The 22814-nt window shown below is 69.9% G+C and carries 22 protein-coding genes and 1 pseudogene; 11 read left to right on the forward strand and 12 right to left on the reverse strand.

Annotated features, from left to right (window positions below; translation table 11 throughout):
- Positions 1 to 7: 7 nt before the first annotated feature.
- Both BLU81_RS02970 and BLU81_RS02975 read left to right on the forward strand, forming a co-directional pair.
- Positions 8 to 568 (forward strand): hypothetical protein, encoded by a 561-nt coding sequence (locus BLU81_RS02970; RefSeq protein ID WP_092541354.1) that lies wholly within the window; start codon positions 8 to 10, stop codon positions 566 to 568.
- Between the two features lie 186 nt (positions 569 to 754).
- A complete protein-coding gene (locus BLU81_RS02975; RefSeq protein WP_092541356.1) occupies positions 755 to 2818 on the forward strand; it encodes a transglycosylase domain-containing protein in 2064 nt (687 codons plus the stop codon).
- Positions 2819 to 2821: 3 nt separating this feature from the next.
- On the opposite strand, the gene BLU81_RS02980 is transcribed toward BLU81_RS02975, so the two are convergent.
- From BLU81_RS02980 to BLU81_RS03000, 5 genes are all read right to left on the reverse strand, one after another.
- On the reverse strand, positions 2822 to 4201 hold the full coding sequence (locus tag BLU81_RS02980; protein WP_092541358.1) for an MFS transporter: 1380 nt from the start codon (positions 4199 to 4201) through the stop codon (positions 2822 to 2824).
- Between the two features lie 69 nt (positions 4202 to 4270).
- Positions 4271 to 4759, reverse strand: coding sequence for a MarR family winged helix-turn-helix transcriptional regulator (locus BLU81_RS02985; protein WP_092541360.1), 489 nt, complete (start codon positions 4757 to 4759; stop codon positions 4271 to 4273).
- Positions 4760 to 4854: 95 nt separating this feature from the next.
- Positions 4855 to 5337: a hypothetical protein gene (locus BLU81_RS47555; RefSeq protein WP_157751136.1), complete on the reverse strand. Its 483-nt coding sequence runs from the start codon at positions 5335 to 5337 to the stop codon at positions 4855 to 4857.
- The gene (locus BLU81_RS02995; RefSeq protein WP_157751138.1) at positions 5334 to 5993 is read right to left on the reverse strand and encodes a hypothetical protein; all 660 of its coding nucleotides are present in this window, start codon (positions 5991 to 5993) and stop codon (positions 5334 to 5336) included. Before BLU81_RS02995 ends, BLU81_RS47555 begins: the two co-directional genes overlap by 4 nt.
- A 69-nt stretch (positions 5994 to 6062) precedes the next feature.
- Complete coding sequence (locus BLU81_RS03000; RefSeq protein ID WP_092541366.1) at positions 6063 to 6704, reverse strand: hypothetical protein; 642 nt, start codon at positions 6702 to 6704, stop codon at positions 6063 to 6065.
- Between the two features lie 410 nt (positions 6705 to 7114).
- Here BLU81_RS03000 and BLU81_RS03005 point away from each other — a divergent pair.
- The 5 genes and pseudogenes from BLU81_RS03005 to BLU81_RS51385 all read left to right on the forward strand — a co-directional run.
- Positions 7115 to 7474 (forward strand): annotated as a pseudogene (locus BLU81_RS03005) (ATP-binding cassette domain-containing protein); the annotation flags it as partial.
- A gap of 10 nt (positions 7475 to 7484) precedes the next feature.
- Positions 7485 to 8477, forward strand: coding sequence for a hypothetical protein (locus BLU81_RS03010; protein WP_092541368.1), 993 nt, complete (start codon positions 7485 to 7487; stop codon positions 8475 to 8477).
- Positions 8459 to 8731: a hypothetical protein gene (locus BLU81_RS03015; RefSeq protein ID WP_092541370.1), complete on the forward strand. Its 273-nt coding sequence runs from the start codon at positions 8459 to 8461 to the stop codon at positions 8729 to 8731. The genes BLU81_RS03010 and BLU81_RS03015 overlap by 19 nt, the downstream gene beginning before the upstream one ends.
- The gene (gene rraA / locus BLU81_RS03020; protein ID WP_092541372.1) at positions 8728 to 9192 is read left to right on the forward strand and encodes a ribonuclease E activity regulator RraA; all 465 of its coding nucleotides are present in this window, start codon (positions 8728 to 8730) and stop codon (positions 9190 to 9192) included. Before BLU81_RS03015 ends, rraA begins: the two co-directional genes overlap by 4 nt.
- 94 nt (positions 9193 to 9286) lie before the next feature.
- Positions 9287 to 12490 carry a DUF4132 domain-containing protein gene (locus BLU81_RS51385; RefSeq protein ID WP_269460981.1) on the forward strand — a complete coding sequence of 1068 codons (3204 nt, stop codon included), beginning with the start codon at positions 9287 to 9289 and terminating at the stop codon, positions 12488 to 12490.
- On the opposite strand, the gene BLU81_RS51390 is transcribed toward BLU81_RS51385, so the two are convergent.
- Positions 12480 to 13943, reverse strand: a complete 1464-nt coding sequence (locus BLU81_RS51390; RefSeq protein ID WP_092541374.1) for a GGDEF domain-containing protein — start codon at positions 13941 to 13943, stop codon at positions 12480 to 12482. The two genes, BLU81_RS51385 and BLU81_RS51390, sit on opposite strands and share 11 nt — an antisense overlap.
- A 102-nt stretch (positions 13944 to 14045) precedes the next feature.
- Here BLU81_RS51390 and BLU81_RS03035 point away from each other — a divergent pair, with 102 nt between their 5' ends.
- Positions 14046 to 15656 carry an ATP-binding protein gene (locus tag BLU81_RS03035; protein WP_231954079.1) on the forward strand — a complete coding sequence of 537 codons (1611 nt, stop codon included), beginning with the start codon at positions 14046 to 14048 and terminating at the stop codon, positions 15654 to 15656.
- Here the strand turns inward: BLU81_RS03035 and BLU81_RS03040 are convergent.
- From BLU81_RS03040 to BLU81_RS51395, 4 genes are read right to left on the reverse strand one after another with little or no spacing between them, the layout of a single operon-like run.
- Positions 15640 to 16212, reverse strand: coding sequence for an alpha/beta fold hydrolase (locus BLU81_RS03040; protein ID WP_092541378.1), 573 nt, complete (start codon positions 16210 to 16212; stop codon positions 15640 to 15642). The genes BLU81_RS03035 and BLU81_RS03040 overlap by 17 nt on opposite strands.
- A 51-nt stretch (positions 16213 to 16263) precedes the next feature.
- Positions 16264 to 16581, reverse strand: coding sequence for a hypothetical protein (locus BLU81_RS03045; RefSeq protein ID WP_157751140.1), 318 nt, complete (start codon positions 16579 to 16581; stop codon positions 16264 to 16266).
- A gap of 9 nt (positions 16582 to 16590) precedes the next feature.
- Entirely contained in the window at positions 16591 to 16743 is a 153-nt protein-coding gene (locus BLU81_RS50205; RefSeq protein ID WP_231954080.1) for a hypothetical protein, read from the reverse strand.
- Between the two features lie 10 nt (positions 16744 to 16753).
- Positions 16754 to 16879 carry a hypothetical protein gene (locus BLU81_RS51395; RefSeq protein ID WP_269460982.1) on the reverse strand — a complete coding sequence of 42 codons (126 nt, stop codon included), beginning with the start codon at positions 16877 to 16879 and terminating at the stop codon, positions 16754 to 16756.
- Between the two features lie 319 nt (positions 16880 to 17198).
- Between BLU81_RS51395 and BLU81_RS03055 the strand changes: the two genes are divergently transcribed.
- Together BLU81_RS03055 and BLU81_RS03060 are read left to right on the forward strand one after the other, a co-directional pair.
- On the forward strand, positions 17199 to 19862 hold the full coding sequence (locus BLU81_RS03055) for an EAL domain-containing protein (RefSeq protein ID WP_092541382.1): 2664 nt from the start codon (positions 17199 to 17201) through the stop codon (positions 19860 to 19862).
- Between the two features lie 13 nt (positions 19863 to 19875).
- Positions 19876 to 20190 carry a GNAT family N-acetyltransferase gene (locus BLU81_RS03060; RefSeq protein ID WP_331717477.1) on the forward strand — a complete coding sequence of 105 codons (315 nt, stop codon included), beginning with the start codon at positions 19876 to 19878 and terminating at the stop codon, positions 20188 to 20190.
- On the opposite strand, the gene BLU81_RS03065 is transcribed toward BLU81_RS03060, so the two are convergent.
- The gene (locus tag BLU81_RS03065; RefSeq protein WP_092541386.1) at positions 20183 to 20683 is read right to left on the reverse strand and encodes a hypothetical protein; all 501 of its coding nucleotides are present in this window, start codon (positions 20681 to 20683) and stop codon (positions 20183 to 20185) included. The two genes, BLU81_RS03060 and BLU81_RS03065, sit on opposite strands and share 8 nt — an antisense overlap.
- A gap of 161 nt (positions 20684 to 20844) precedes the next feature.
- Here BLU81_RS03065 and BLU81_RS03070 point away from each other — a divergent pair, with 161 nt between their 5' ends.
- Positions 20845 to 22356 (forward strand): diguanylate cyclase domain-containing protein, encoded by a 1512-nt coding sequence (locus BLU81_RS03070; protein ID WP_092541388.1) that lies wholly within the window; start codon positions 20845 to 20847, stop codon positions 22354 to 22356.
- Here the strand turns inward: BLU81_RS03070 and BLU81_RS03075 are convergent.
- Complete coding sequence (locus tag BLU81_RS03075) at positions 22353 to 22790, reverse strand: FCD domain-containing protein (RefSeq protein WP_157751142.1); 438 nt, start codon at positions 22788 to 22790, stop codon at positions 22353 to 22355. The genes BLU81_RS03070 and BLU81_RS03075 overlap by 4 nt on opposite strands.
- Positions 22791 to 22814: the final 24 nt, after the last annotated feature.

Below are 22814 nucleotides of genomic sequence, written 5' to 3' on the forward strand. Positions count from 1 at the left end.
CCTTCCCGTGCGTACGATAATCGCCCTCGCCCTGACGGCGCTCCTGCTCGCCGGCTGTTCCGGCCCACCCGCGGAGACCGCCGCCCCGGACGTCGCGTCGCTGCAGAATCCCAGCAGCGCGCCCGCCGGAACCGGGACCACCTCAGCACCGGTCATCCGGCCCGACTCCACATCGGCGGACGTGCAGCGGATGCAACAGCCGTGGATGCGGTGCCTGAAGGGGAACGGCATCCCGATGCGGACCACCGAGGACGGCCTGCTCGACATCGACGCCACCGGCAACAGCAAGGGCACCAACGGCCGGATCATGGCGGCCGAACCGGCGATCGAGAAGGCTTGCGGGAAGCTGCGGCCGGTACTGGCCCCGGAGCTGGACGAGGACCGGAACCCGTACTGGGCCGACGACGACGAGAACTACCACAAGTGCCTGGTCGAAGCCGGCTACGACTACATCGAGAAGGACGGCGAGTGGGTTCCCGGCCCGAGCTGGTACACCAGCGACAAACCGCCGAACGAGGCGGTCGAACTGGGCTGCCAGGCGAAGGCCTTCGACGGCCGGAAAGGCTGACCCGTCCTTGTCCGTCGGCGTGGCCTCCCGGCGGTCCGGGCGCCGTCCGGGGAAGTGACCACATGTGACGGATTTCGCTATCACTGCATGTGGGTGATCCGGCTGGGTACCTTGGCTTGAGTGACTGTCGGCCAGCCCCCCGAAAAATCTGAATCCCGTCCCCTGCGCAGCGTCTCGGTGCTGCTCATGTGCGGGTTGTTCGCCGCCCTGACGGTCGCGGCCGCCGCCTTCCCGGCGGTCGCGATAGCGGGCCTGGCCGCCAAGGCGGGCGCCGAGGAGCTCGGTGAGATGCCGTCCGAGCTGGTCGTGCAGACGTCGCCACAGGTCTCGCGGATCTACGCGTCCAACGGCAAGACCCAGATCGCGATCATGTACGACGAGTTCCGTAGCGACGTGCCGCTCACCAAGATCTCGCAGAACATGCAGGACGCCATCATCGCCGCCGAGGACCACAAGTTCTACGAGCACAACGGTGTCGACCTCAAGGGGGTGGCCCGGGCGTTCGTCAGCAACAACCAGGGCGGCAGCAAACAGGGCGCCTCCACCCTGACGATGCAGTACGTGCGGATGGCCATCGCCTACTCCGCCACCAACCCGCAGGAGGTGGTGGACGCGACGAAGGACACCGCCTCGCGCAAGGTCAGCGAGATGAAGTACGCGCTGCAGGTCGAGAAGGAACTGACCAAGCAGGAGATCCTGGTCCGCTACCTGAACATGGCGCCGTTCGGCAACGGCGCCTACGGGATCAACGCGGCCAGCCAGGTCTACTTCGGTAAGAAACCGGCGGACCTGACGGTGGCCGAGGCGGCGCTGCTGGCCGGCATGGTGAAGGCGCCCAGCGCGTTCGACCCGACGACCGAGACCGGTTACCCACAGGCCCTGGACCGGCGTGACTACATCATCACCAACATGCTGGACCTGAAGATGATCACCGCGGCCGAGGCTACCGCCGCCGCCAAGGTCAAGCTGAAGAAGACCACCCAGCGCCCGACCAGCGGTTGTGTGTCGGTGGCGAAGAACCACTGGGGCTTCTTCTGCGACTACTTCTACCGGTGGTGGCTGAGCCAGGACGCCTTCGGCGCGACGTCGTACGACCGGGAGCGTCTCCTCAAGGAGGGCGGCTACCGCATCGTCACCACGCTCGACATCGAGGCGCAGTCCGACGCCCGCAAGGAGATCACCAGCCGGCAGAGCGACAGCAACCCGAACGCGCTGATGCTGGCCGCCGTCGAACCGGGCACCGGGGCGGTGCGGGCCCTCGCCGCCAACCGCAAATTCAAGATCGATAACGCCGACGACCCGCAGAACAAGCTGTCGTCGAACCCGAAGCAGGCCGCCGAGGGCATCCGCGGTACCTTCCCGAACACCACGAACCCGATCATCACCGGCAGCGCCGACGTCCCCGGTTACCAGGCCGGTTCGGTGTTCAAGGTGTTCACCATGATCGCCGCTCTGGAAGCCGGGATGGGCCTGGACACCACGATCAACTCGCCGGCCAAGTACAAGTCGCAGTACCCGGACTCGTCCTCGTCCGGCTGCGGCGGCTACTACTGCCCGAGCAACGCCGGCGCCAGCGAAGCCGGCAACTTCAACATGTGGACCGGGTTCGGCAAGTCGGTGAACACCTACTTCATCCCGCTGCAGGAGCGGGTCGGCGCCGACAAGGTGGTCGACGCGGCCGAGCGGTTCGGCATCCAGTTCCGCTCGTCCGACGACGCCAAGAGGGCCGCCAAGGAGGTCGCCAACGAGTGGGGCGCCTTCAGCCTCGGCGTCTCGGCGTCCACCCCACTGGACATCGCCAACGCGTACGCCACGCTGGCCGCCGACGGCAAATACTGCGCACCCACCCCGATCCAGCAGATCACCACCGCCGACGGCACCGCCATCGACACCGGGAAATCCGTCTGTGTCCGGGCCACCAGCAAGGACGTGGCGCGTAAGGCCCTCGACGCGGCCCGCTGCCCGGTCGGCGACCGGGCCCAGCTCGGCAGCTGCGCCGGAGCGACGGCGCCGCAGGTGCGCGGCATCGTCGGGCACCCGGTCTTCGGCAAGACCGGCACCACCGACAACGACAAGACCGCCGCACTGGTGGTCGGTACCCGGTCGCTGGTCGTCGCCGGCTACCTGGCGAACCCGGACTGGGCCGGCCACACCGACCGGATGTCGCACAGCATCGTCAACCCGGCGGTCTACGAAACACTTGCCGACTACATGGACGACAAGAAGGTCCAGGAGTTCCCGACCCCCTGACCGTCAGACCGAGGCCTTCTCGGGGGCGGTGGGCTGCCGCAGTACCACGGCCCCCACCAGGAAGGCGGCGGTCAACAGGGCCGCTGAGGCGGCGAAGGCCAGCCGGTAACCGCCGGTCAGCGCCGCCGCCTCGGCCGCACCTGTCGCGAGCAGGTGCTCGGTGCGGGAGGCCGCCAGGGTGGCCAGCACCGCCACCCCGATCGCCATGCCGACCTGCTGGGTGGTGTTGAACAGCCCGGACGCCAGGCCCGCGTCGCTCTCCTCAGCGCCGGACATGCCCAGGTTCGCCAGTGACGGCAGCACCAGGCCGCCACCGGAGATCAGCAGCATCACCGGCAACAGGTCGGGCACATACGAGGCCTGCACCGGGATCCGGGCCAGCCAGCCCATCGCGGCGATCAGCATGACGAGCCCGGCCAACAGGGTGGCCCGGGGCCCGAACCGCTCACTGAGACGCGCCGACACGAACAACGAGACGACGCCGATGCCGACGGCAGCCGGGAGCATCGCGAGGCCGGTGTCCAGCGCGCCGTAGCCGAGGACCTGCTGCGTGTAGAGCGCCACCAGCACCTGGAAGGCGAACATCCCGGCGAGGGCCAGCATCTGCGCCAGGTTGGCGCCGGAGACGTTGCGGGAGCGCAGGATCCGCAGCGGCATCAGCGGTGTGCCGGCGGTGGCCTGCCGCACGAAGAAGAGCACCAGCAGGACCACCGACACACTGCCGAGCAGCAGGGTGTGCTGATCGGTGACGATCGTGTAGATGCCCAGCATCAGGCCGGAGGTGACCAGCAGCGCGCCGAGCACGTCGGCGCCCGCGGCGAGCCCGGCACCCCGATCGCGGGGGAGTGCGACGAGGGCGAGCGCGACGGTGGCCACGCCGATCGGCACGTTGATGAAGAAGATCCACGGCCAGCTCAGCGTGTCGGTGAGCACGCCACCGAGGACCTGGCCGATGGAGGCTCCGGCGGCTCCGGTGAAGCTGAACACCGCGATGGCCCGGGCACGTTCGCCCGGCTCGGTGAAGATCGTGACGAGGATGCCGAGGACCACGGCCGCGGCGAGCGCGCTGCCGACACCCTGCAGGAACCGGGCCGCGATCAGGGTGGCCGGGTTGCCGGCGAGGCCCGCCAGCAGCGAGGCGGCGGTGAAGACGACGGTGCCGGCGAGGAACATGGTGCGGCGGCCGATCAGATCACCGAGCCGCCCGGCGAGCAGCAGCAGGCCGCCGAACGGGATCAGGTAGGCGTTCACCATCCAGCTCAGTTCGGCCGGGGCGAAGCCCACGTCCTGTTGGATGGCCGGCATCGCCACGGTGACGATGCTGCCGTCGAGGACGGTCATCAGCCCGGTGGCGGAGAGCACGGCGAGAGCGAGTAGGCGCATGGAGGTTCCTCCCTGGGTCACAGGAAGGAACGTAACAGATAGTCTCGTTGTAGACGATCCTTGTCGGATCTAGTTGGCACGCTCTCGCGCCCGGCGAGCCGGCCGGTCACCCTCCGCGGGCGCCGCCAGATGGCCGGTGGCCAGGAGATTCAGCGCTCGTACGAGTACCTCGCGCTCGTTCGTCGGCAGCGACCCCAGCGCCTCCCGATGCACCCCGTCCACGATCTGCTGACTGCGGCCCGCGGCCTCAGCCCCCTCGGCGGTCACCGAGATGATCCGTGCCCGCCGGTCGGTGCTGGACGGCCGGCGAACCGCGAGACCCGCCTTCTCCAGGGCGTCCACGGTCACCACCATCGTCGTCTTGTCCATGTCCCCGAGCTCGGCGAGCTGAATCTGAGTCCGCTCCTCCTCCAGCGCGTGCACCAGCACACAGTGCATCCGCGCGGTCAGCCCGATCTCCCCCAGCGCCGCCGCGATCCGGGTCCGCAGCACATGGCTGGTGTGGTCCAGCAGAAACGACAGGTCGGTCTCGTTGCGGGTGGGCGCCATCGCGGTCATGCCCCCAGGATAATTTCCACACAGACGATCCGCGAAGGACCGGCCGGGTCCGCGACGCCACTGCCGCCGCTCACTTGACGCTCCGTAGTGCGGTGTTACGACGTGCCGCGCACCGAGAAAGACTGAGGCCCAGCCGAACCGGCGCGCATGAGACCCAGCGTGACAGGCGGAAGTCCCAGCCGGACCGTCAATGTCTGAACGGCTTCTCGGACGAAGGGGATGATCGAGATGATCGCCGTCTTCTTCGCGAACTCGTGTATCAGTTCGGGGCTGATACTGATGCCGGTCTCTGGATCGGTGAAAGTGAATTCCTGAATGAGCGTCAAGCCCAGATCGGCGACCGGCTTGCTGGTGGGTGACCGCAGTGTCGTGTCGAAATCCCAGCGCAATTGCAGAGTCTCCGAATCATTGCGAAATTCCACGCTGAAATCCGGATAAAGGTCGCCGACCGCATTGGCTTGATAGTCATGGAGTTCGCCATGCCATCGGATGACACGGATGTCCAGTAATTCGATACCGCGAATGACGTCCCAGAGTGCGTCATCGGTATCCAGCGGCGGATTTGTTATATCGGTCATTCGATGCCGCCGCTCAGCGAACGGCGTTCATGCCAGCCCATCGCGGTTCCGTAATCGACCTTGACGGGAATACGGCCTGATCTTGTGCCGGTCGCGCTGGTCTGGCCGGCGTGATTCAAGCGCGGAACCCGAAGCTTTCCCTTGCTGGTGTGCTGCCATTCCCGGTCGGCCGGGCCGAGGACCCGATGCAACGCGGCATTGATCTCCGCCACCTGCGTGGCGGATGGGGTCTCCTCGTCGTCGTGCAAGCCGAAATGACGCAGCCAGTCACTGACGGTTGCCCACTGCCACAACCGCATGGAACCACGCTCGCCACCACCGGCCGAGCCGACCGGGGCGGGGAAACCGCCGGGTCCGCGCTTACCGTCGACCCACAGCCGGACGGCCTCCCGGGTCACCCCGACCCGTTTGGCGATGTCGGAGACGCCGACCAGGTCCTGGTCGACATCGAGGACCCGGGCACCGGTCAGATGCGCGAAGATCTGCCGAGCGGCCTGCACGGCCTCGCCGACCGGGCACGCGGAGGTGTGCAGCACTGCCAGAGTCCGGCCGTCGACCTCGAGCCAGGTGAGGTGCCCCAGGCGTTCGGTGGTCACGTCGCAGGTGATGTCGTCGTCGAGATCCACGCCTGTGACACGCAGGGCAATCCGGTACACGATGACCTCCCGGTGCGCAGCTGTCTCCGAATGCTATAGCCATCGTTGGCAAGCGCCAACACCGTACGCCTATGTTTGACTTAGGTGCAGCTTAACTTGGGTGATCCGACCCTTCACGGTGACAACTCGGCCCTTTAGGGCGACCAGTTTCGGATCTTCCTGGTTCGGGATCCGGGCGGCGACCCCGCTCGCTTCGGTGACGCGTTCCTCAGCGCCCGCGGTATAGGTGGTCGCTGTTCCGTCGGCACCGGAAACCTCCATCCCGGCAATCCAGCTACCGTGCGTCAACCTTCGTGCTTCCTCATCGAACTGCTGTGCTAGATCCATTACGCGTTCGACCTCGGCCGCGTTCACCTCGGCTTCGGTGAGGAGTTCCTGTGCCCGCAGCCATGCTTTCTGCGAGTCGTGCCGACGGGCCTCGCCTTCGATCAGGCCCTCGGCCGCATTCAGCAGTTTGTCGGCGCCGTCCAGTAGCCGGTGTGCGTGATTGAGGTCGGAAGACTGGTCGGCGAAATGGTGCGGGCAATCCCGGACCGCTCGCCGGAAATCCTTACCGTGATTCTCCGGGCGCTCCGGTGTGGTGTTGATGATGACTTTGCAGACGGCGCTGCCGCGGTCCGCGCGTCTGCAGAATGCCCGCCCATAGCCGTGACCGCGAGTCTGGCGCAAGTGCCAGCCGGCCGAACGGGCGACCTCGACGGCATCCCGCACGGGCTGATACTGATGCCTCGGCCACTGAACCTCCGGTCCGTACCAGAGGTCATCCCCACTGGGTGGCGCCACGCGTCCGACCTCGTCTCGGAAATGAAAGCGGATCCGTCGTAAGCCGAGGGCTCATGGTCGTCCAGTCTAGACCCGTGGTTCGCTGCGATGCATGTTGCGCATCGAAAGACCGGGTGATGGAAACGACACCCAGTTGGCCGGACTCACCATTGGTGATCATGATCGGTCAGCCTGGTTGGTGATCACTGGAAACTATTAATTTTACTGGTGGTACGTCGGGTCGCCGGCTTCCCGGCCATCTCCGGAATTGCGGCAATGGAGTGGCTTGCAGATTACCTAGAGTGAGGAGGGCTTCGGGGTTGACACCGACGCTGCGTCAGGGCTCGATGATGGCCGGCATGAGCACTTCAACCCCGGCTGTGATCCGGGTTCGCGGCGTACGGAAAGCGTTCGATGAAGTGCAGGTCCTGCGTGGTGTGGACCTCGACGTCGCGGGTGGCAGCATCTTCGCTCTGCTCGGGTCGAACGGGGCGGGTAAGACCACCCTCGTCCGGATCCTGTCCACCCTGCTGCGGGCGGATGCCGGGACCGCTGTGGTCAACGGTTTCGACGTGGCCGGGCAGGCCGCCGACGTCCGGGCGTCGATCAGCCTGACCGGGCAGTTCGCGGCGGTCGACGAGATCCTCACCGGGCGGGAGAACCTCGTGCTGGTCGCCCGGCTGCGGCACCTGACGGGTTCCGGCCCGATCGCGGACGATCACCGGTGCGGTGCTGGTGGCCGTCGCGCTTGCCGGAATCGCCGGAGTGCTGGTCCGGCAGCAGCAGGTCACCGACCAGGAGGCGGCTGCCCGGACGATCACCGCGGTCGCCCGGGAGCACCGCGACGACGACGTCACCCTGGTCGTCGAACTCCCCGACGGCACCCGATGGAGCACCCCGGTTCTCTACGCCGGCGACTACCCGATCGGCGATCCGGTGGAGTTGCTGGTCGACGACGAGGGACTACGTCAACTGCGCAGCGAGCCGTACGACATCAGCCTGCTCCTGATCCCCCTGGTCCTGGTGGCCGGAGCCGGTGTCGCGCTGACGTCCCGGGCGGTGGCCCGGCAGCGGACGTTGCGGCGGTTCTTCGACGGGCCGCAGCCGGCCCGCCCGGTTCGCGCGCTGGACAACGACGGTTTCGTGTACGTGCTGATCCCCGGCCCGCACGGGCAGGCCGAACAACTCGGTGTCGAGCATTTCGGGAGTACCGGCGGCGATCCGGGCGACGACCACGGCACCGACCCGCGACTGCGGACCCGGCCGGCCATTCTGTACGGCAGCCCTCGTCCCGGATCCTGGTGCGCGGTGGAACTCGACGGGTACGTCTACGTGCCGAGGGCGCCGGTCGACGAGATGGACCTGGTCCCGTACGACAATGATCGTGGTCTGCCGGCCTGGCTCGACGATGACGGTGAGCCCGCCGCCGACCGCGACGACCTGCTTCCCCGCGACGCTGACCCGGCGACCGTCAGCGAATTCACCCCGGTCTCCGGATCCTCTCGGGGGCGGATGCTGCGGGCCGGTGCCAGCGGCGCTTTTCTCGGCTCCTCGATCGTCTTCGCGATCGGCGCATGGGTCCCGAAGGAGGCGTTCCTGGTGGCCGGCGCCGTCGGGCTGCTTCTCGGTCTGGAAGGCGGCTGGCGGCGGTATCTGCGGCCCCGGATGCGATGGAACACCGGCGGGGTGTCGGCAGTGACCCCATGGGGCACCACCGTCTGACCTGGACCCCGGAGTCCGGCATCGACGCCGGTGGCGACGGTGAGGTGACCGTGACCGACGGCCGGGACTCGTTCACGATACCGGTGCCCAGCGGCGCCTCCCACGACCCGGACCAGCTGATCGCCGCGCTCCGGCATGCCCGCCGGACCGCGCTGGACACCCGTGCACCCGCTGGCCCGCCCGAGGTGACGATCCCGGCCCGGCTCGGCCGGCCGTTGTTAGGCTCTACCCCGGATCAAGGAGAAGACAGATGACGAGCACGGCCGACCTTTATGACCAGCATGGCGAGAGTCTGGGTTCCTGCGACACCCAATTGCGGCAGTACGGGGGAGTGACGGTCTTCGAAGGTCCCGCCGTCACGGTCTCCTGCTTCCAGGACAACGCCCTGCTCAAGTCGGTCCTCACCGAACCCGGCGCCGGCCGGGTGCTGGTCGTCGACGGTGGTGGTTCGGTGCACACCGCGCTGCTGGGCGACATCATCGGTGGTCTCGCCGTCGACAACGGCTGGGCCGGCGTCATCATCAACGGCGCGGTCCGTGACGTGGCCGCCCTGCGGGCACTGCCGGTCGGCATCAAGGCAGTCGGCTCCAACCCGCGCAAGAGCACCAAGACCGGTGCCGGCTCCCGGGACGTCGTCCTGGAGTTCGGTGGATGCCGGTTCACCCCGGGCGCCGTGGTGGTCAGCGACGACGACGGTGTGGTGGTCCTGCCCTGACCGTAGGGTGGTGGTTCTGCTCGGACCGCTGGCCGGAGCTGTTCTCATCCGCGGGCGCCGATTCTTGTCGTACCCCGGCGGTAGGTTTCGCGGCGTGGAAGACACGGGGAACTTGACGTCTCCGGAGGACACGTTCGTCCTGCCGGAGGCCTGGCGGAAACATCTGCATCCGCGTCGGGGCGGCGCCGGGGTGCGGCCGTTCGTGGCCGATCCGAAGGCCCGCGCCCGGGTGGAGCAGATGCTCGCCGCACGACCGGCCACGGTGGACGTCGTCACCCCGGCGGCTGCCGCTGTGGTTGCGGCGAGCGCGGCGCGGGGCCGGGACGACCGGGTCGCCCTGGCCGATGTGTGGATCACCGACCACGGGCTCCGGTTCGCGGCGCTCGCCGCTGTCGAGACGGCCTCCCTGCAGATCATCGCCGGACTGCCGCTGCTGCTGCGGGTCCGGGCGGCGCTCGCGTCCGCGCCGGAGGAGGAGTTCGAGCAGGTCGTCGCCGCGCTGACGCCCTATCGTGCCGGGTCGGCGTTCGCCCGCGCCGCCTGCTCGGTGCTGACCGTCCATCCGGACTGGCTGGCGGAGGACGTGGCCGACGCGCTGTCCACCGGCGATTCCACCCGGACGGACATGCTGCTCTACGCCGTGGACACGCCGGCGCAGGCGGACCAGCTAGCTCGCCAGGCTCATTTCGAGCACTGGGGAGCCGACCACGATCTCGTGGTCACCTTCGCCGACGGCGCCGGCGCTGCCGCCGGGCCCGGGTTGTTGCACTGGCTCGACGCGATTTGGGGCACCGATCAGTGCATTCTCGCGATGCTGGCCGCGTTGCCGGGCGACGACGCCATGCGCGGGCTGCTGGCCCGGTCCGGGTCGCGCGGTGTGCGGTCGGCTCTGCGGGAGTCGGCCGAGCGCTTCCCGGCACGGGCCATGCGGCTCCTCGCCGAGGCGAACGACGAACTGCTGCGTGTGCACGTGGTCAAGCACCTCGACCTGGTCGACCAGGTCCTGCCGCTGTTGAGCCCGGCGGCTGCCGGTCGGGTGCGGGCCGTCGTGGAGGCCTCGGCCGATGTGGTGACCGCTCCACCGTCCGCGGTGCCGCCGGTGCTCGCCGAGCCGCCGTGGCAGAACCGTAAGAAGGCCGCCAAGCCGCCGGTCGTCGCCGGTCTGACCTGCACCGACGAGGCGGCGGCCGACTGGCTCGCGGGGGAGCGGGAGGAGTGGGCGGAGACCGCGCGGTCGCACTACGTCGCTCCGGAGATCGGCTGGCCCGCCCTGGCGGAGAAAGTGATCAATGGCACCAGCCAGTGGTATGAGGCGGGCCAGTTGTTCACCCAAGGGCCGGAAGAGGTCGCTCGCGAGGCGTTCGCCCGATGGCGGCCGCGCACCGACTACATGGCACCGCACTGGATGCGGGGCGCGGCCGGCCGTCTCGGGACCGATGTGCTGCCCGTGCTGCTGACCTTCGCGCGGGCGACCCCCGGCGACTACGGCCCGCTGCTGATGCCGTTCACCTCGCCCGAGGTCGCGCTGCTGATGGCGGACTGGTCGGCGCGCCTCAAGTCGGTGCGCCGACTCGCCCAGCGCTGGCTGACGCGGCATCCCGAGGCGGCGGCGCGGGCTTTGATCCCGGCGGCGCTGGGTAAGGCCGGGACCGCCCGGCGGCAGGCCGAACGGGCACTGCTCCTGCTGCACGGAAGCGGGCACACCGAGCAGGTCCGGGTAGCCGCCACCGGATACGGTCCGGAGGCCGCCGCCGGGGTGGAGGCACTGTTCGCCGCCGACCCGCTGGCGGCGCTGCCGACCCGGATGCCGCCGCCGCCGGGGTGGGCCGCGCCCGGGGTGCTCCCGCCGGTGCGGTTGCGGGACGGCTCCGGGGCGCTGCCTGCCGAGGCCGTCACCAACCTGGTCCTGATGCTGATGATCTCCCGGCCCGACGAGCCGTACGCGGGGCTGGATCTCGTCCGGGACGCCGTCGACCCGGCGGGGCTCGCCGGGTTCGGCTGGGCGTTGTTCCAGTTGTGGCAGACCGCCGGGGGTAACTCCAAGGAGAGCTGGGTGTTCGACGCGGTCACGCAGACCGGGGATGACGAGACGGTTCGCCGGTTCACCCCACTGGTGCTGGCCTGGCCCAGTGAGGGCCTGCCCGCTCGCGCGATCACCGGGCTGTCCGTGCTGGTCGGCATCGGTTCCGACCAGGCGCTGCTGCACCTGCACCGGATCTCGCAGCGGGCCAGGTCCACCACCCTGCGCAAAGCCGCCGCGGCGCGGATCGCCGAGGTCGCGGAAGGTCTCGGGCTCACCGCTGAGCAGTTGGCAGACCGGCTCGTCCCCGACTTCGGGCTGGACGCCGACGGCAGTCTGCGGCTGGATTACGGGCCGCGGCAGTTCGTGGTCGGGTTCGACGAGCAGTTGCGGCCGTTTGTCGCCGAGGCCGGTGGGAAACGGCTCAAGGCGCTGCCCAAACCGGGTGTCCGGGACGACACGGAGTTGGGTGAGGAGGCTTACCGGCGGTTCGCCGCCCTGAAGAAGGACGTGCGGAAGATCTCGGCCGAGCAGGTTCGGCGCCTGGAACAGGCCATGATCGACGGCCGGCGGTGGACCGGGGCGGAGTTCCGGCGGCTGTTCGTCGACCATCCGCTGATGTGGCACATCGGCCGGCGTCTGGTCTGGGCGAGATTCGAGGCAACTGAAGAGGCGACCGGAGAGGCGACCGGCGACGCGGCCCGGGACGGTGGCGGCGCCGTGGCCGGGTCGCTGCGGATCGCCGAGGACCGCAGTTTCGCGGACGCCGACGACGAACCGGTCGAGCTCGGGGACGACGATCTGGTCGGCGTCGCGCATCCGGTGCATCTGGGCGCCGAGGGGGCCCGGTGGGCCGAGGTGTTCACCGACTACGAGATCCTGCAGCCGTTCCCGCAGCTTGGGCGGCCGGTGTTCACCCTCACCGAGGCGGAGCGCGGGGCCGGTCGGCTGGACCGGTTCGAAGGCGTCACGGTGGCGACCACCAAGGTGCTCCTGCTGGACCGGCGCGGCTGGGTCCGGCAGGAAGCGGCGTACGCCGGGACCTCGCCCGGCTTCGACCGCCCGGCCGGCCGGGGCCAGGTCCTGACCGTTCACCTCGATCCGGGGATCGTCGGGCAGGTCGGGTTCTACGACCAGCAGAAACTGGTCGCGGTCTTCCTGCACGACGGCACCGTCAGCGGGTGGTCCCTCGACGACAGGGACCTCCGGACACTCGGCGGCCTCGACCCGGTCATGGCCTCGGAGATCCTGCGCGACCTGACCGACGTCACCGAGTGACCGCCACCGCCGCGCGGGTGCGGGCCTTGGCCCGGTACATCGCCTCGTCGGCCCGGCGCAGAACCGTGGCGGTGTCGTCGGTGTCGGAGTCGCGGGAGGCCGTGCCGATGCTGGCGCCGATGGTCACCGGGTGGCCGTCGATGAGGAACGGGGCAATCATCCGCGCGGACAGGCGGGATTGCAGGTGTTCGGCGTCGTCGGTGGTGGTGCCGGGAGCGAGCAGGATCGCGAACTCGTCGCCGCCCAGGCGGGCCACCAGGTCGGTGTTGCGGGTCTCGGCGCGCAGCCGGTGCACCACCTCCACCAGCAGGGTGTCACCGGCCGCGTGGCCGAACCGGTCGTTGACCGGTTTGAAGCCGTCCAGGTCCAGGTAGAGCACGGTGAACGGGCCGGTGGCGCGGGCTTCGGTGCGTTCCAGGAACAGGGCGCGGTTGGCGGCCCCGGTCAGCGGATCGTGATAGGCCAGGTGGCGGAGTTGTTCCTCGCTGCGGCGTAGTTCCGCCACCACCCGGTGCAGGTCACGGCTGAGAGCCGAGTTGTCCCGCAACGCGACCAGTTGCCGGGCCAGGACCAGCAGGATCACCGTGCCGAGGACGATCGCGGTGAAGGAGTCCAGGCGGCCACCGGTGGCGAGGCGTTCGACGGTGGCCAGCACGGCGACGGCCATCGGCAGGTACGGCAGCCACAGCAGGATCGGCAGCGGCGCGGTGGCCGCGGCCGGTCGTTGTGCCGGTGCGTAGGCGGCGGCCAGCGCGAACATCACGAACCCGGCCACCCAGCCGCTGTCCACCGGATGCCCGCACGTGTAGGAGCTGTGCTGGTTGAGGTAGGCGAAACCCAGGTCGGCGGTGCTGAACGCGACCGCCCCGCCGACGATCAACGCGGCGCTACGGCGGCGGCTGGGTTCGGCGTGCGGCAGCAGGATCAGTGCCACCGCCCCGATCAGCACGTCACCGAGGGGGTAGGCCGCCGACACCGCTTTGGCCAGTGGGGTCAGGTTGCCGGCCTGATATACCGATTCCAGCACCAGCACCCAGCTCACCACCAGCAGCGAACCGGCGATCAGCAGCCCGTCGAGCACCACCCGCAGCAGGCCGCGGCGCACCCCCAGGAACGCGATCAGCGCCACCACCGTGCACGGGATCATCAGCAGGAAACCGAAGTCGCCGACGTTCGGGAACGGGGCGGTGACCTGGCGTACCGATACGTAGTAGGCCCATGTCGACTCGCCGAACGCCCAGCCGGTCACGCCGACCGCTAGCACCGCCCACGCGATCCGCGACCGCCCGGTGTTGCGCCGGGCGGTGACCAGCGCGCTTGCCGCCGCGGCCAGAGCCGCCAGGATCAGCACGGTCACGCTGAAATCGGTGGCCGTCTGGGAACCGGACGGCAACGCGCGCAGCACGAGGAAGTGCACGGCGACGAGGCCGACACCGGACATCAGGAGCCGCATGGTGCATCAGCTTCGAGGTGGCCGGGTGCGATCGGGTGGGTGTCCCGGTAGCAAATGTGGTGCAAACCGTCCGGCGGCGGCCGGCTTGCGGTACGAAGAGGCGTGATCCCGGCCAGCGTGTTCGAACAGCTTCTTGATGCGGCACCCGACGCGATGCTCGGTTCGGATGCTGCCGGCCGGATCGTCTTCGTCAACGCGCAGGCCGAGCGTCTGTTCGGGTACCGGCGTGAGGAACTGATCGGCAGCCTGATCGAGTGTCTGGTGCCCGATGACATCCGTGGTGGCCACCGGGGGTTGCGCAAGCGGTACACCGGTCATCCGGTGCACCGGGCGATGGGCGATGGGCAGCCGTTGCGGGCCCGTCGTAAGGACGGCACCGTCTTCCCGGCCGAGATCAGTCTCAGCGGCCTGCAGACCGACGCCGGCCTGTTCGTCTCCGCCGCGGTCCGGGACATCAGCGATCGTCTGGAGGCCGAGGCCGAACGGGCCCGGCTGCGCCAGGAGGCCGACCGCGCCCGCCTGCAGGACCAGTTGCAGCGCACCCAGCGCATCGAGAGTCTCGGCCAGCTCGCCGGCGGTGTCGCGCACGACTTCAACAATCTGCTCGCGGTGATCAGCAACTATGCGGCGTTCATCGGCGAGAACGCCAATGAGCGGCTTCCGGCCGGGTGTGACTGTGGTGAGGCCTGGGCCGAGGTGCACCGGGACACCGAGCAGATTCTGCGGGCCTCCCGTCGCGGCGGGGACCTGACCCGGCAGATGCTGGCGTTCGCCCGCAAGGAGGTGACCCGGCCGCAGGTGGTCCACCTGGACACGGTGGTGCAGAGCGTCGAGGAGATGCTGCGCCGGCTGATCGGCGAGCACATCACGTTGCGGGTGGTGCACGACGGCGGGTGCGGCCCGGTGCAGGCCGACCCCAGCCACCTGGAGCAGGTGCTGATGAACCTTGCGGTGAACGGCCGGGACGCGATGCCCTCGGGCGGTGTCCTGACCATCGAGACCGGTGCGGTGGCCGTCGGCGCGGAATGCGAGGTGCAGGGACCGCCGATCGAGCCCGGCGAGTACGTGCGGTTGAGTGTCAGCGACACCGGCACCGGCATGCCCCCGGACATCATCGACCGGATCTTCGAGCCGTTCTTCACCACCAAACCGACCGGCCAGGGCACCGGGCTGGGCCTGGCGATGGTCTACGGCATCATCACCGGGGCCGGTGGCGGTGTCCGCATCGAGTCACTGGAGGGCGCCGGAACCACCATCACGGTGCTCCTGCCGGTCACCGACCGCAGGCCCACCGAGGTCGGCACCCGGGCCACGCCGACCGAGGCCCCGCGCGGCGCCGGCGAGACGGTACTGCTCGTCGAGGACGAGCCGTCCCTGCGCCTGGTGTGTGAGCGGATGCTGGTGACCAGTGGCTATCTGGTGCTCGCGCCGGCTGACGTGACGGCCGCGATCCGGATCGCCGAGGACCATCCGGGCCAGATCCACCTGCTGCTCACCGACGTGGTGATGCCCACGATGCTGGGCACCGCGCTGGCCGAGAAGGTGACCGGGTGCCGGCCGCTGACCCGGGTGCTCTACATGTCCGGGTACGCGGCCGGGGTGCTGTCCAGCACACACGGCGTCCTCGATCCGGACATCGCCCTGATCGAGAAGCCGTTCACCCGGGCCGAACTGTTGAACGCCGTCCGGGCGGCGCTCACCGCACGTTTCTGAGCAGGGCCGCGAACGCCGCTGGATCCCGCAGATGCGGAAAACTGTCACCGAGGTCCACCTGCAGGGTCGCGGTGGTCTGCCGGGGGAGGAGCCGTTCCCGGTACGCGTCGGCGAGTTCCTGATCCGGCCGGGCCACGGCGAACTGCCGGTACGCCTCCGGCACGTCGTCGAGCCCCGCCCCGGCCACGGTGATCACCGAGTGGACGGCGTACTTCGCCGCGAACGTCTCGGCCACCCGCGCAGCCTCGGCATGCCCGACCAGGATCGGCGCCCGCCGTAGGTCGAGACGACTGAGCAGCATCGCCAGGTCGTGGGTGAGCCGGTCCAGGCAGTATTCGTCGCGGCGCGCCGAGTCACCGTGACCGGGCAGGTCGACGGCGACCGCGGTACACGAGCCGCCCAGGTCGGCGGCGACCGGCCACCACATGGTGCGGTCGTAGAACAGGCCGTGCAGCAGGACGACCGGGCGTCCGGAAGCGCCCCACCGGTCGTACACCAGCAGGTTCTTGGGGGTGCCGTAGGCGTGGGTGGTCCGTCGGTTCGGTTGGGGATGCACCTGTGTCGTCTCTCCGGTCTGCGGGGGATGTGTGCGGGAGCGAAGTCGCTCCTACACCCGCAGAACACCCGGAAGACGCAGATCGACGTGGGCTATCAGTGAGCAGACCGGTAGTGGCGGAGCCGGGACGCTCGCGCCGGCGGACGTGGTGCCGGGCTCCGCGAGCCGCCCGCGCGACGCCACCGGGGACATCGTGCCGGGGTCGCGGCGATGCTCGTGCACCGGCACGGCGTCGGAATCCACACAGGTCGCGACGGTGAAGTGGCCGTCGGTGTGATGGTGGTGATCGGCCGGGAAGAGCACCGCCGTCACGATCATCAGGATCACGAACAGAAAGGACCGGCGCATTCGGTACGAGTACCCAGTCACGCCCCCAGCCTATCCGGCGGTCGTGGCCATCCGCCCGCGTCGATGGTGGGACAACTCGCCGTGACACTCGTCGCCCGGATGACCCAGCCAGAACGCGATCCCGAGCGGCACGGCGGTGAGCGCGTCCGCCACGTTGTGCAGCGTGTCCCCGAGCAGAGCCACCGACCCGGATCTACACCACGATCCCGGCCTGGACGGCAGCGGTCACCCCGAGCACGGCGAGCGAGATCCAGAGCGCCCGCATCCCGTCCCGCGACGCTTCGAGCGCCCCGTCCACTTTGTCCGCACTCTCACGCACGCATGCGCCAACGTTGCAGATGCCACTGACCTGCACGAACAAGATCCCAGCGACGACCCCGTCCCAGCAGTTGCCACCCGGTGGCAGGCTGTCGGACGGCAAGTTGCCGTGTTCGATCAAATATCGTCAGTGCGCGACAACTATGCGTCGCTCACCCTGGTTCGGGAAGATCGCGCTCGGTACGGTCAGCCGACGGGTCCGGCGAAGAGGTCGAGGCGAACAAGCCCTCGACCCGGTCGCCGGCACCCCGATGGTCGTCTCGGCCACCGGCTAGTCACGCGTTGCCGATAGATCGATTCCGCTCCGTAAGATGTGCGGCATGGTTGGACTCCGCTCGGTGCGTCCATCAACGTACGTCGCTGTCGGCGCGGCCTGGGCCATCGCTGTGGTGCTCCTGCTGCCATTGACCGTCGCCGGTGGACTGCTGGCCGCCGCCGCGGCCGTTCCCGGCACGGCGATGCTGTGGGCGGCGTGGCGAGGTGCCGTCGCCGGCCCGCGGTTCCGGGCCGCGCTGCTCGGCACCGGCCTGCTCCTCACCGGTGTCACCGGTGCGGCCGCCGCCGTCGTCACAGTCGTCATGCCGGCCGCCACCACCGACGGTGTCCCGGTCGCCGCGCATCTCTACCTGGTCACCCTGATCCTCACCGTTCTGGTGACGCTGCCTGCGCTGCTGCGGCCTCAGCAGCACCGCGATCCGCTCGGCCGACTGCGGGTCTGGCTGGACACCGTCGGAGTGTCGGCCTGCCTGATCCTGCCGACCTGGGTGCTGATCCTCAGTGACGGCTACCTGCGGGGTGCCTCGGCGATCGCGGCCTTCCTCGGCGCGGTCGCCACCGCTCTGGCCGCGGTCGCCGGGGTGCACTCGGTCCGGCACCGGGCCGCGCTGCGCTGGACCGGCCCCGGCGTCGCGCTGTCTCTGATCTGTCTCATCGCCCTGGTCATCGGCGCGGACAACCCGGCCAACCCCAACTCGGCGCCGGCCGCCCTGGCGGCGGGCGCCGCGATGAACGTCGCCGCCTGGGCGATCTGGTGGGGCAGTGTCCGGGTCGATCCCGACGCGGGGCCGCTCCCGGCCGTGGGCAGCGAGCCCGCCGCCGGTTTCCCGCTGTTCACCCTGCCGGTGCTGGGCGCCGCGATAGCGGTGGTGGCCCGGTTGCTGCACGGTGGCGACCTGGACGCCACGGCCATCGCGCTGTGTGTGACCGCCCTGCTCGCGGTGGCGACCCGGGAGTTCGTCGCGGCCATCGCCCTGCGCCGGCACGCCGACCACCTGACCCACCACGGCAATCGGCTGCGCAGCCTGATGTTCGGCTCGTCCGACGTGGCGATGGTGCTCGACAGTGGTCTGGCGGTGCGCTGGCAGTCGCCCGCCGCGGCCCGGCACTTCGGGCTGTCCGATCAGGGCGTGCTGGGCCGCCCGATCACCGCTCTGGTCGACCCGGAGCAGGCCGGCGCCCTTGAAGGGTTCCTGACCGACCGGCTCGGCGGCGAGGAGTCTGACGAGTCCTTCTCCGCCGTCGTCCTGGACGGCCTGGGGCGCCGACGGGACACCGCGTGGACCGCCGGCGGCGCCGACCCGGCCATCCCCGGGCGAAGCCTGGTGATCCACATCCGGGACGTCAGCGACCAGCGGGAACTCGAACAGGCCCTCCAACAGGCGACCCACCTGGACCCGCTGACCGGGCTGGCGAACATTCACGGGCTGCGGCACGCCGGGCGGCCGGCCGCCGACGGGGGCGCGCTGATCAAAGTGGAACTGCGGGGCCTCACCGCGATCGCCGACGTGCACGGCACCGACCGGGCCGAGGCGGTGCTGGTCGAGGCGGCCCGCCGGGTCCAGGCCCGGATCGGTGCCACCGACGTGCCCGCCCGGATCGGCGACGCCCAGCTCGCGGTGATCACCCGCAACGGGGCGCTCCGCGCGCACGTGCTGGCCAGCCTCCTGGTGACCGAGCTGACCGTGCCGTACGAGGTGGACGGTGTCAGCGCCCACCTGCAGGTCTGGGCCGGGATCGGCGAACTCGCCCCGGACACCGACATCGACGAGGTGATGCGGCGGGCTGCACTCGGCCTGCGGGTGGCGCGCACCCGGCCACCCGGCGGCGTCGATTGGTACGACGAAGCCGTCGAGGAGCAACTGGTCCGCCGGTCGACCCTGGAGCAGGACCTGCCGACCGCCCGGGACCGCAACGAGCTGGAACTGCTCTTCCAGCCGGTGTTCGAACTCGCCGGCCGGCGGCCCGTCGGGGTCGAGGTGATCCTCAGCTGGCGGCATCCGTCCCTGGGCCGGTTGCCCGCCGCCGAGCTGCTGGCCCTGGCCGACGACCTCGGCGTGCTCGGCGACCTGCGGATCTGGGCACTGAACCGGATGTGCCGGCACGCGGCCGCCTGGCGGGAGCAGCATCATCCGCTGTGGTTCTCGTTCGGTGTCCGTCCCGGCGAGCTGGGGGAGGAGTCGTTCCACACCGGGCTGGAGACCGTCCTGGCGACGCACCGGCTGCCCCGGTCGGCGCTGGTCGTCGAGATCAGTGAGAACGACCTGCACCACGGTCCGGAATCCGATGCGCTCCTCGCCGACCACCTGCGGAACCTGCGGACGAGCGACATCCGCACCGCGGTCGGCCACTTCGGCGCCGGGCCCACCTCGCTCAGCCGGTTGCGCATCCTGCCGGTCGACCTGCTGAAGGTGGACCGCAAGGTGTTCAGCCAGGATGACGGGGCTCCCGCGTCGGTCGGCGTGATCATGGAGGTCGCGGTCACGCTCGGCCGCCGGCTCGGCATGGACGTCGTCGCCCACGGCCTGTCCACCGAGGCGGACCTGGCGACCGTGCTCGCCACCGGTTGCCGCCTCGGCCAGGGCGACCAGCTGGCCCGCCCGATGCCCGCCGAACACCTGGAAGCCCTGATCGAACGTTTCCGGGACGCTCCCGCACCGGACGCGCCGATGGCGGTCCGGCTGGTGCAGCGCCGCCCCGTCGACTGAGAGCGGGACGTGGTTGGATGGGCCGGTGACGATCACGGTGGTGGAGAATCCCGAGCGGGGTCGCTTCGAGGCCCGGGACGAGGCGGGGGAGCTGGCCGGTGTGATCACCTACCAGGTGACCGGCCCGATCGTCGCCTTCACCCACACCGAGGTCGATCCGCGGTTCGAGCGGCAGGAGATCGGGGACGCCCTGGCCCGTGCCGTGATGGACGACGCCCGCGGGCGGAACCGGACGGTCGTGCCGATGTGCCCGCTGCTGAGTGAGTGGCTGGACGGGCACAAGGAGTACGACAAGCTGGTGGCCCGCTCGACCCGCCGGATCAAATAGCCCGGCGCCGCACCACCGCGAGCACGCCCAGGACCAGCGCCAGCAAGGTCAGGGCCGCGACACCCAGCATCAGGTCCGTCCGGGTGCGCAGGTCGTGGACCAGCGGGGGAGTGCCGACCGACAGCCCGGCCGGGCTCGCGGCGGTGCACGTCCAGATGTGCTCGCCGGCCGGCTCGGCGGTCAGCAGGGCGACACCAAACCGGTCGCGGGTGGTGAAGTCCTGGAACATCCGGGTGTTCCCCCAGGACGTCGGCCCGGCGGTGCTGGACGCCTGGCAGTGGACGTCGACGTCCGCGGTCGCCCACACCATCCGCGGTGAGCCGTCGAAGACGATGGTCGCCGGCTTGCCGGACTCGATGGGCTCGCCGACGTCGCCGGGACCGACCAGGCCCATCAGCAGGCCGGACAGGACGACGGCTCCGGCCGCGGCGATCGCGGCCCCGGTGGCGAGCAGCGCCCGACCCGGGAAGGACGCCGTCGCAGAGGGTTGCATGGATGCATTATGCCGGGCCGTCCCGTTCCTGAGGTATCAGCGAAAGACGCACGCGTACCGGTCCGGTGGCGACCTGGTTGCGGAAGTGGCCGGACTGCTGCGGCCCCGCCGGTCCTTGCCGATGATGACCTCAGCGACCTGACGAGGGGGAGGCGGCGCACGTGACGCAGGCTCTGTTGAACCGCGCGGAACCGGGTGAACCGGTGGACGTGTCGGTCCTGCGCGCTGGTGAGCCGGGATCGGGGACCGAGGCCGCACCGGACCCCGCCCGCCAGGCGAGACTCGTCCGGATCTGGTGGATGTGGCTGGCCGGCGGGCTGCTCTTCTGTTCCGGTCAGCTGTTCACCACCCCGACCGGCCCGGTCGGCGGGCTGATGGCACTGGTCATGCCGATCCTCTTCGCCGCCGGTATCGCGGCCGGGGTGTGGCTGAACCGTCCCCGGCCGAGCTGGCCGTGGCTGATGCTGGCCGGCGCCGGCCTGATCACGGTTCTCGGTTACGTCTTCTACCTGGCCGGTGCCATCCCGATCGCCTTCCCGATCTTCATGGCGATCTACCCGGTCGAGGCGGCGGCTCTGCTCTTCATCGTGCGCGGCGCCTCCTGGCGGCAGGACCGGGCCGGGATGCTCGACGCGCTGATGATCAGTGTCGGTCTCGGGCTGGCCTGCTGGCTTCTGGTGATCACCCCACTGCTCCGGATGCGAACCGAGATGATGGGGGACGTCTACGCCGCCCTGTTCCCGTTCGGTGACGTCCTGCTGCTGGGTGTACTGATCCGGTTCTTCACCGCGGTCGGGCAGCGCAACGCGGCGTTCTGGCAGCTCAGCATCTCGATCGTGCTGCAGGCCGTGACGCACATGTTCAGCCTGGTGGCGATGGTCTTCGTGATCGACGCGCCGGACCTGACCGCGGTCTCGTCGTTCGCCGCCATCCTGATGGCCGGCACCGCCATCCACCCGTCGATGCGGGTCCTCAGCGGCCGCCCGTTGCGCCCGGTGACCGACATGTCGCTCCGCCGCGTGATGCTGGTGAACCTGACCTGCATGGCCGCTCCGGCGCTGCTGCTGGCGCAGGGTTTCCTGCAGGACGGCAAGGTCGACTGGATCGCCGCCGGTACCGGCTGCATCCTGCTGTTCGCCCTGGTCACGCTCCGGATGGTGGACCTGGTCGGCCAGGTGCAGGACAAGGCCCGTCAGCTCGACGCGGTCGCCCACATCGACGCGCTGACCGCCCTGCCCAACCGCCGGGCCTGGGATCTGGAGCTGGAGCGCCGGATCGCCGCGGCCCGCCGGCACGGCACCCCGGTGGTCGTCGCGATCATCGACCTGGACTTCTTCAAGCGTTACAACGACGAATTCGGTCACCAGGGCGGCGACGAACTGCTCACCACTGCCGCTGGCGCCTGGCGGGACCAGCTGCGGCCGGAGGACCTGCTGGCCCGCTACGGGGGCGAGGAGTTCGGCGCGGTCTTCGATCATGCCCGGCTCGGCGACGCCGACCACATCATCGAGCGTCTCCAGGCAGCGACCCCGCTCGGTCAGACGTTCTCAGCCGGTGCCGCCCAGTGGAACGGTCACGAGTCGGCCGAAGAGCTTCTGGCCAGAGCAGACCTTGCCTTGTACGCCGCCAAACGCGCCGGCCGTGACCGGGTGTTCGTGTCGGCGACCCGCTAGAGCAGGCCCTGGTGCCGGGCCAGGTGACGGTCGAGCACCCGGGAGTAGCCGGCGAAGTCGTGCTCGCGCAGGCGGTCGCCGAGTTCCAGGTGTTCGGCGAACGAATCGGCCGGTTCCAGATCGGCGACCGTCAGCACCAACCGGGCCAGGCGCAGCTGGTGATCCCGCAGCGGCCCGAAGAGGCGCTCGGCGATCGGATTCCCGGAGAGCGCGACCACGTGGAAGTGAAAGTCGACGCCGGCCACCATGAACGTCGCCATGTCCCCGGCGGCCATCGCGGCGGCCTGGCGGTCGAGTGGTTCGCGCAGCTCGGCGGCGATCACGCCCGGATCGCGGCGCAGCGCGGTCACCCGAGCCGCGGCGGTCCGTTCCAGGGCCTCACGCACTTCGAGGACGTCGGTGACCTCGTCGACCTGCATGAGTCGTTCGGGCATGCCGAGCATCGTCGCACGCGCCGG

This window comes from Actinoplanes derwentensis, from assembly GCF_900104725.1.
Classification (GTDB): Bacteria; Actinomycetota; Actinomycetes; order Mycobacteriales; family Micromonosporaceae; genus Actinoplanes; species Actinoplanes derwentensis.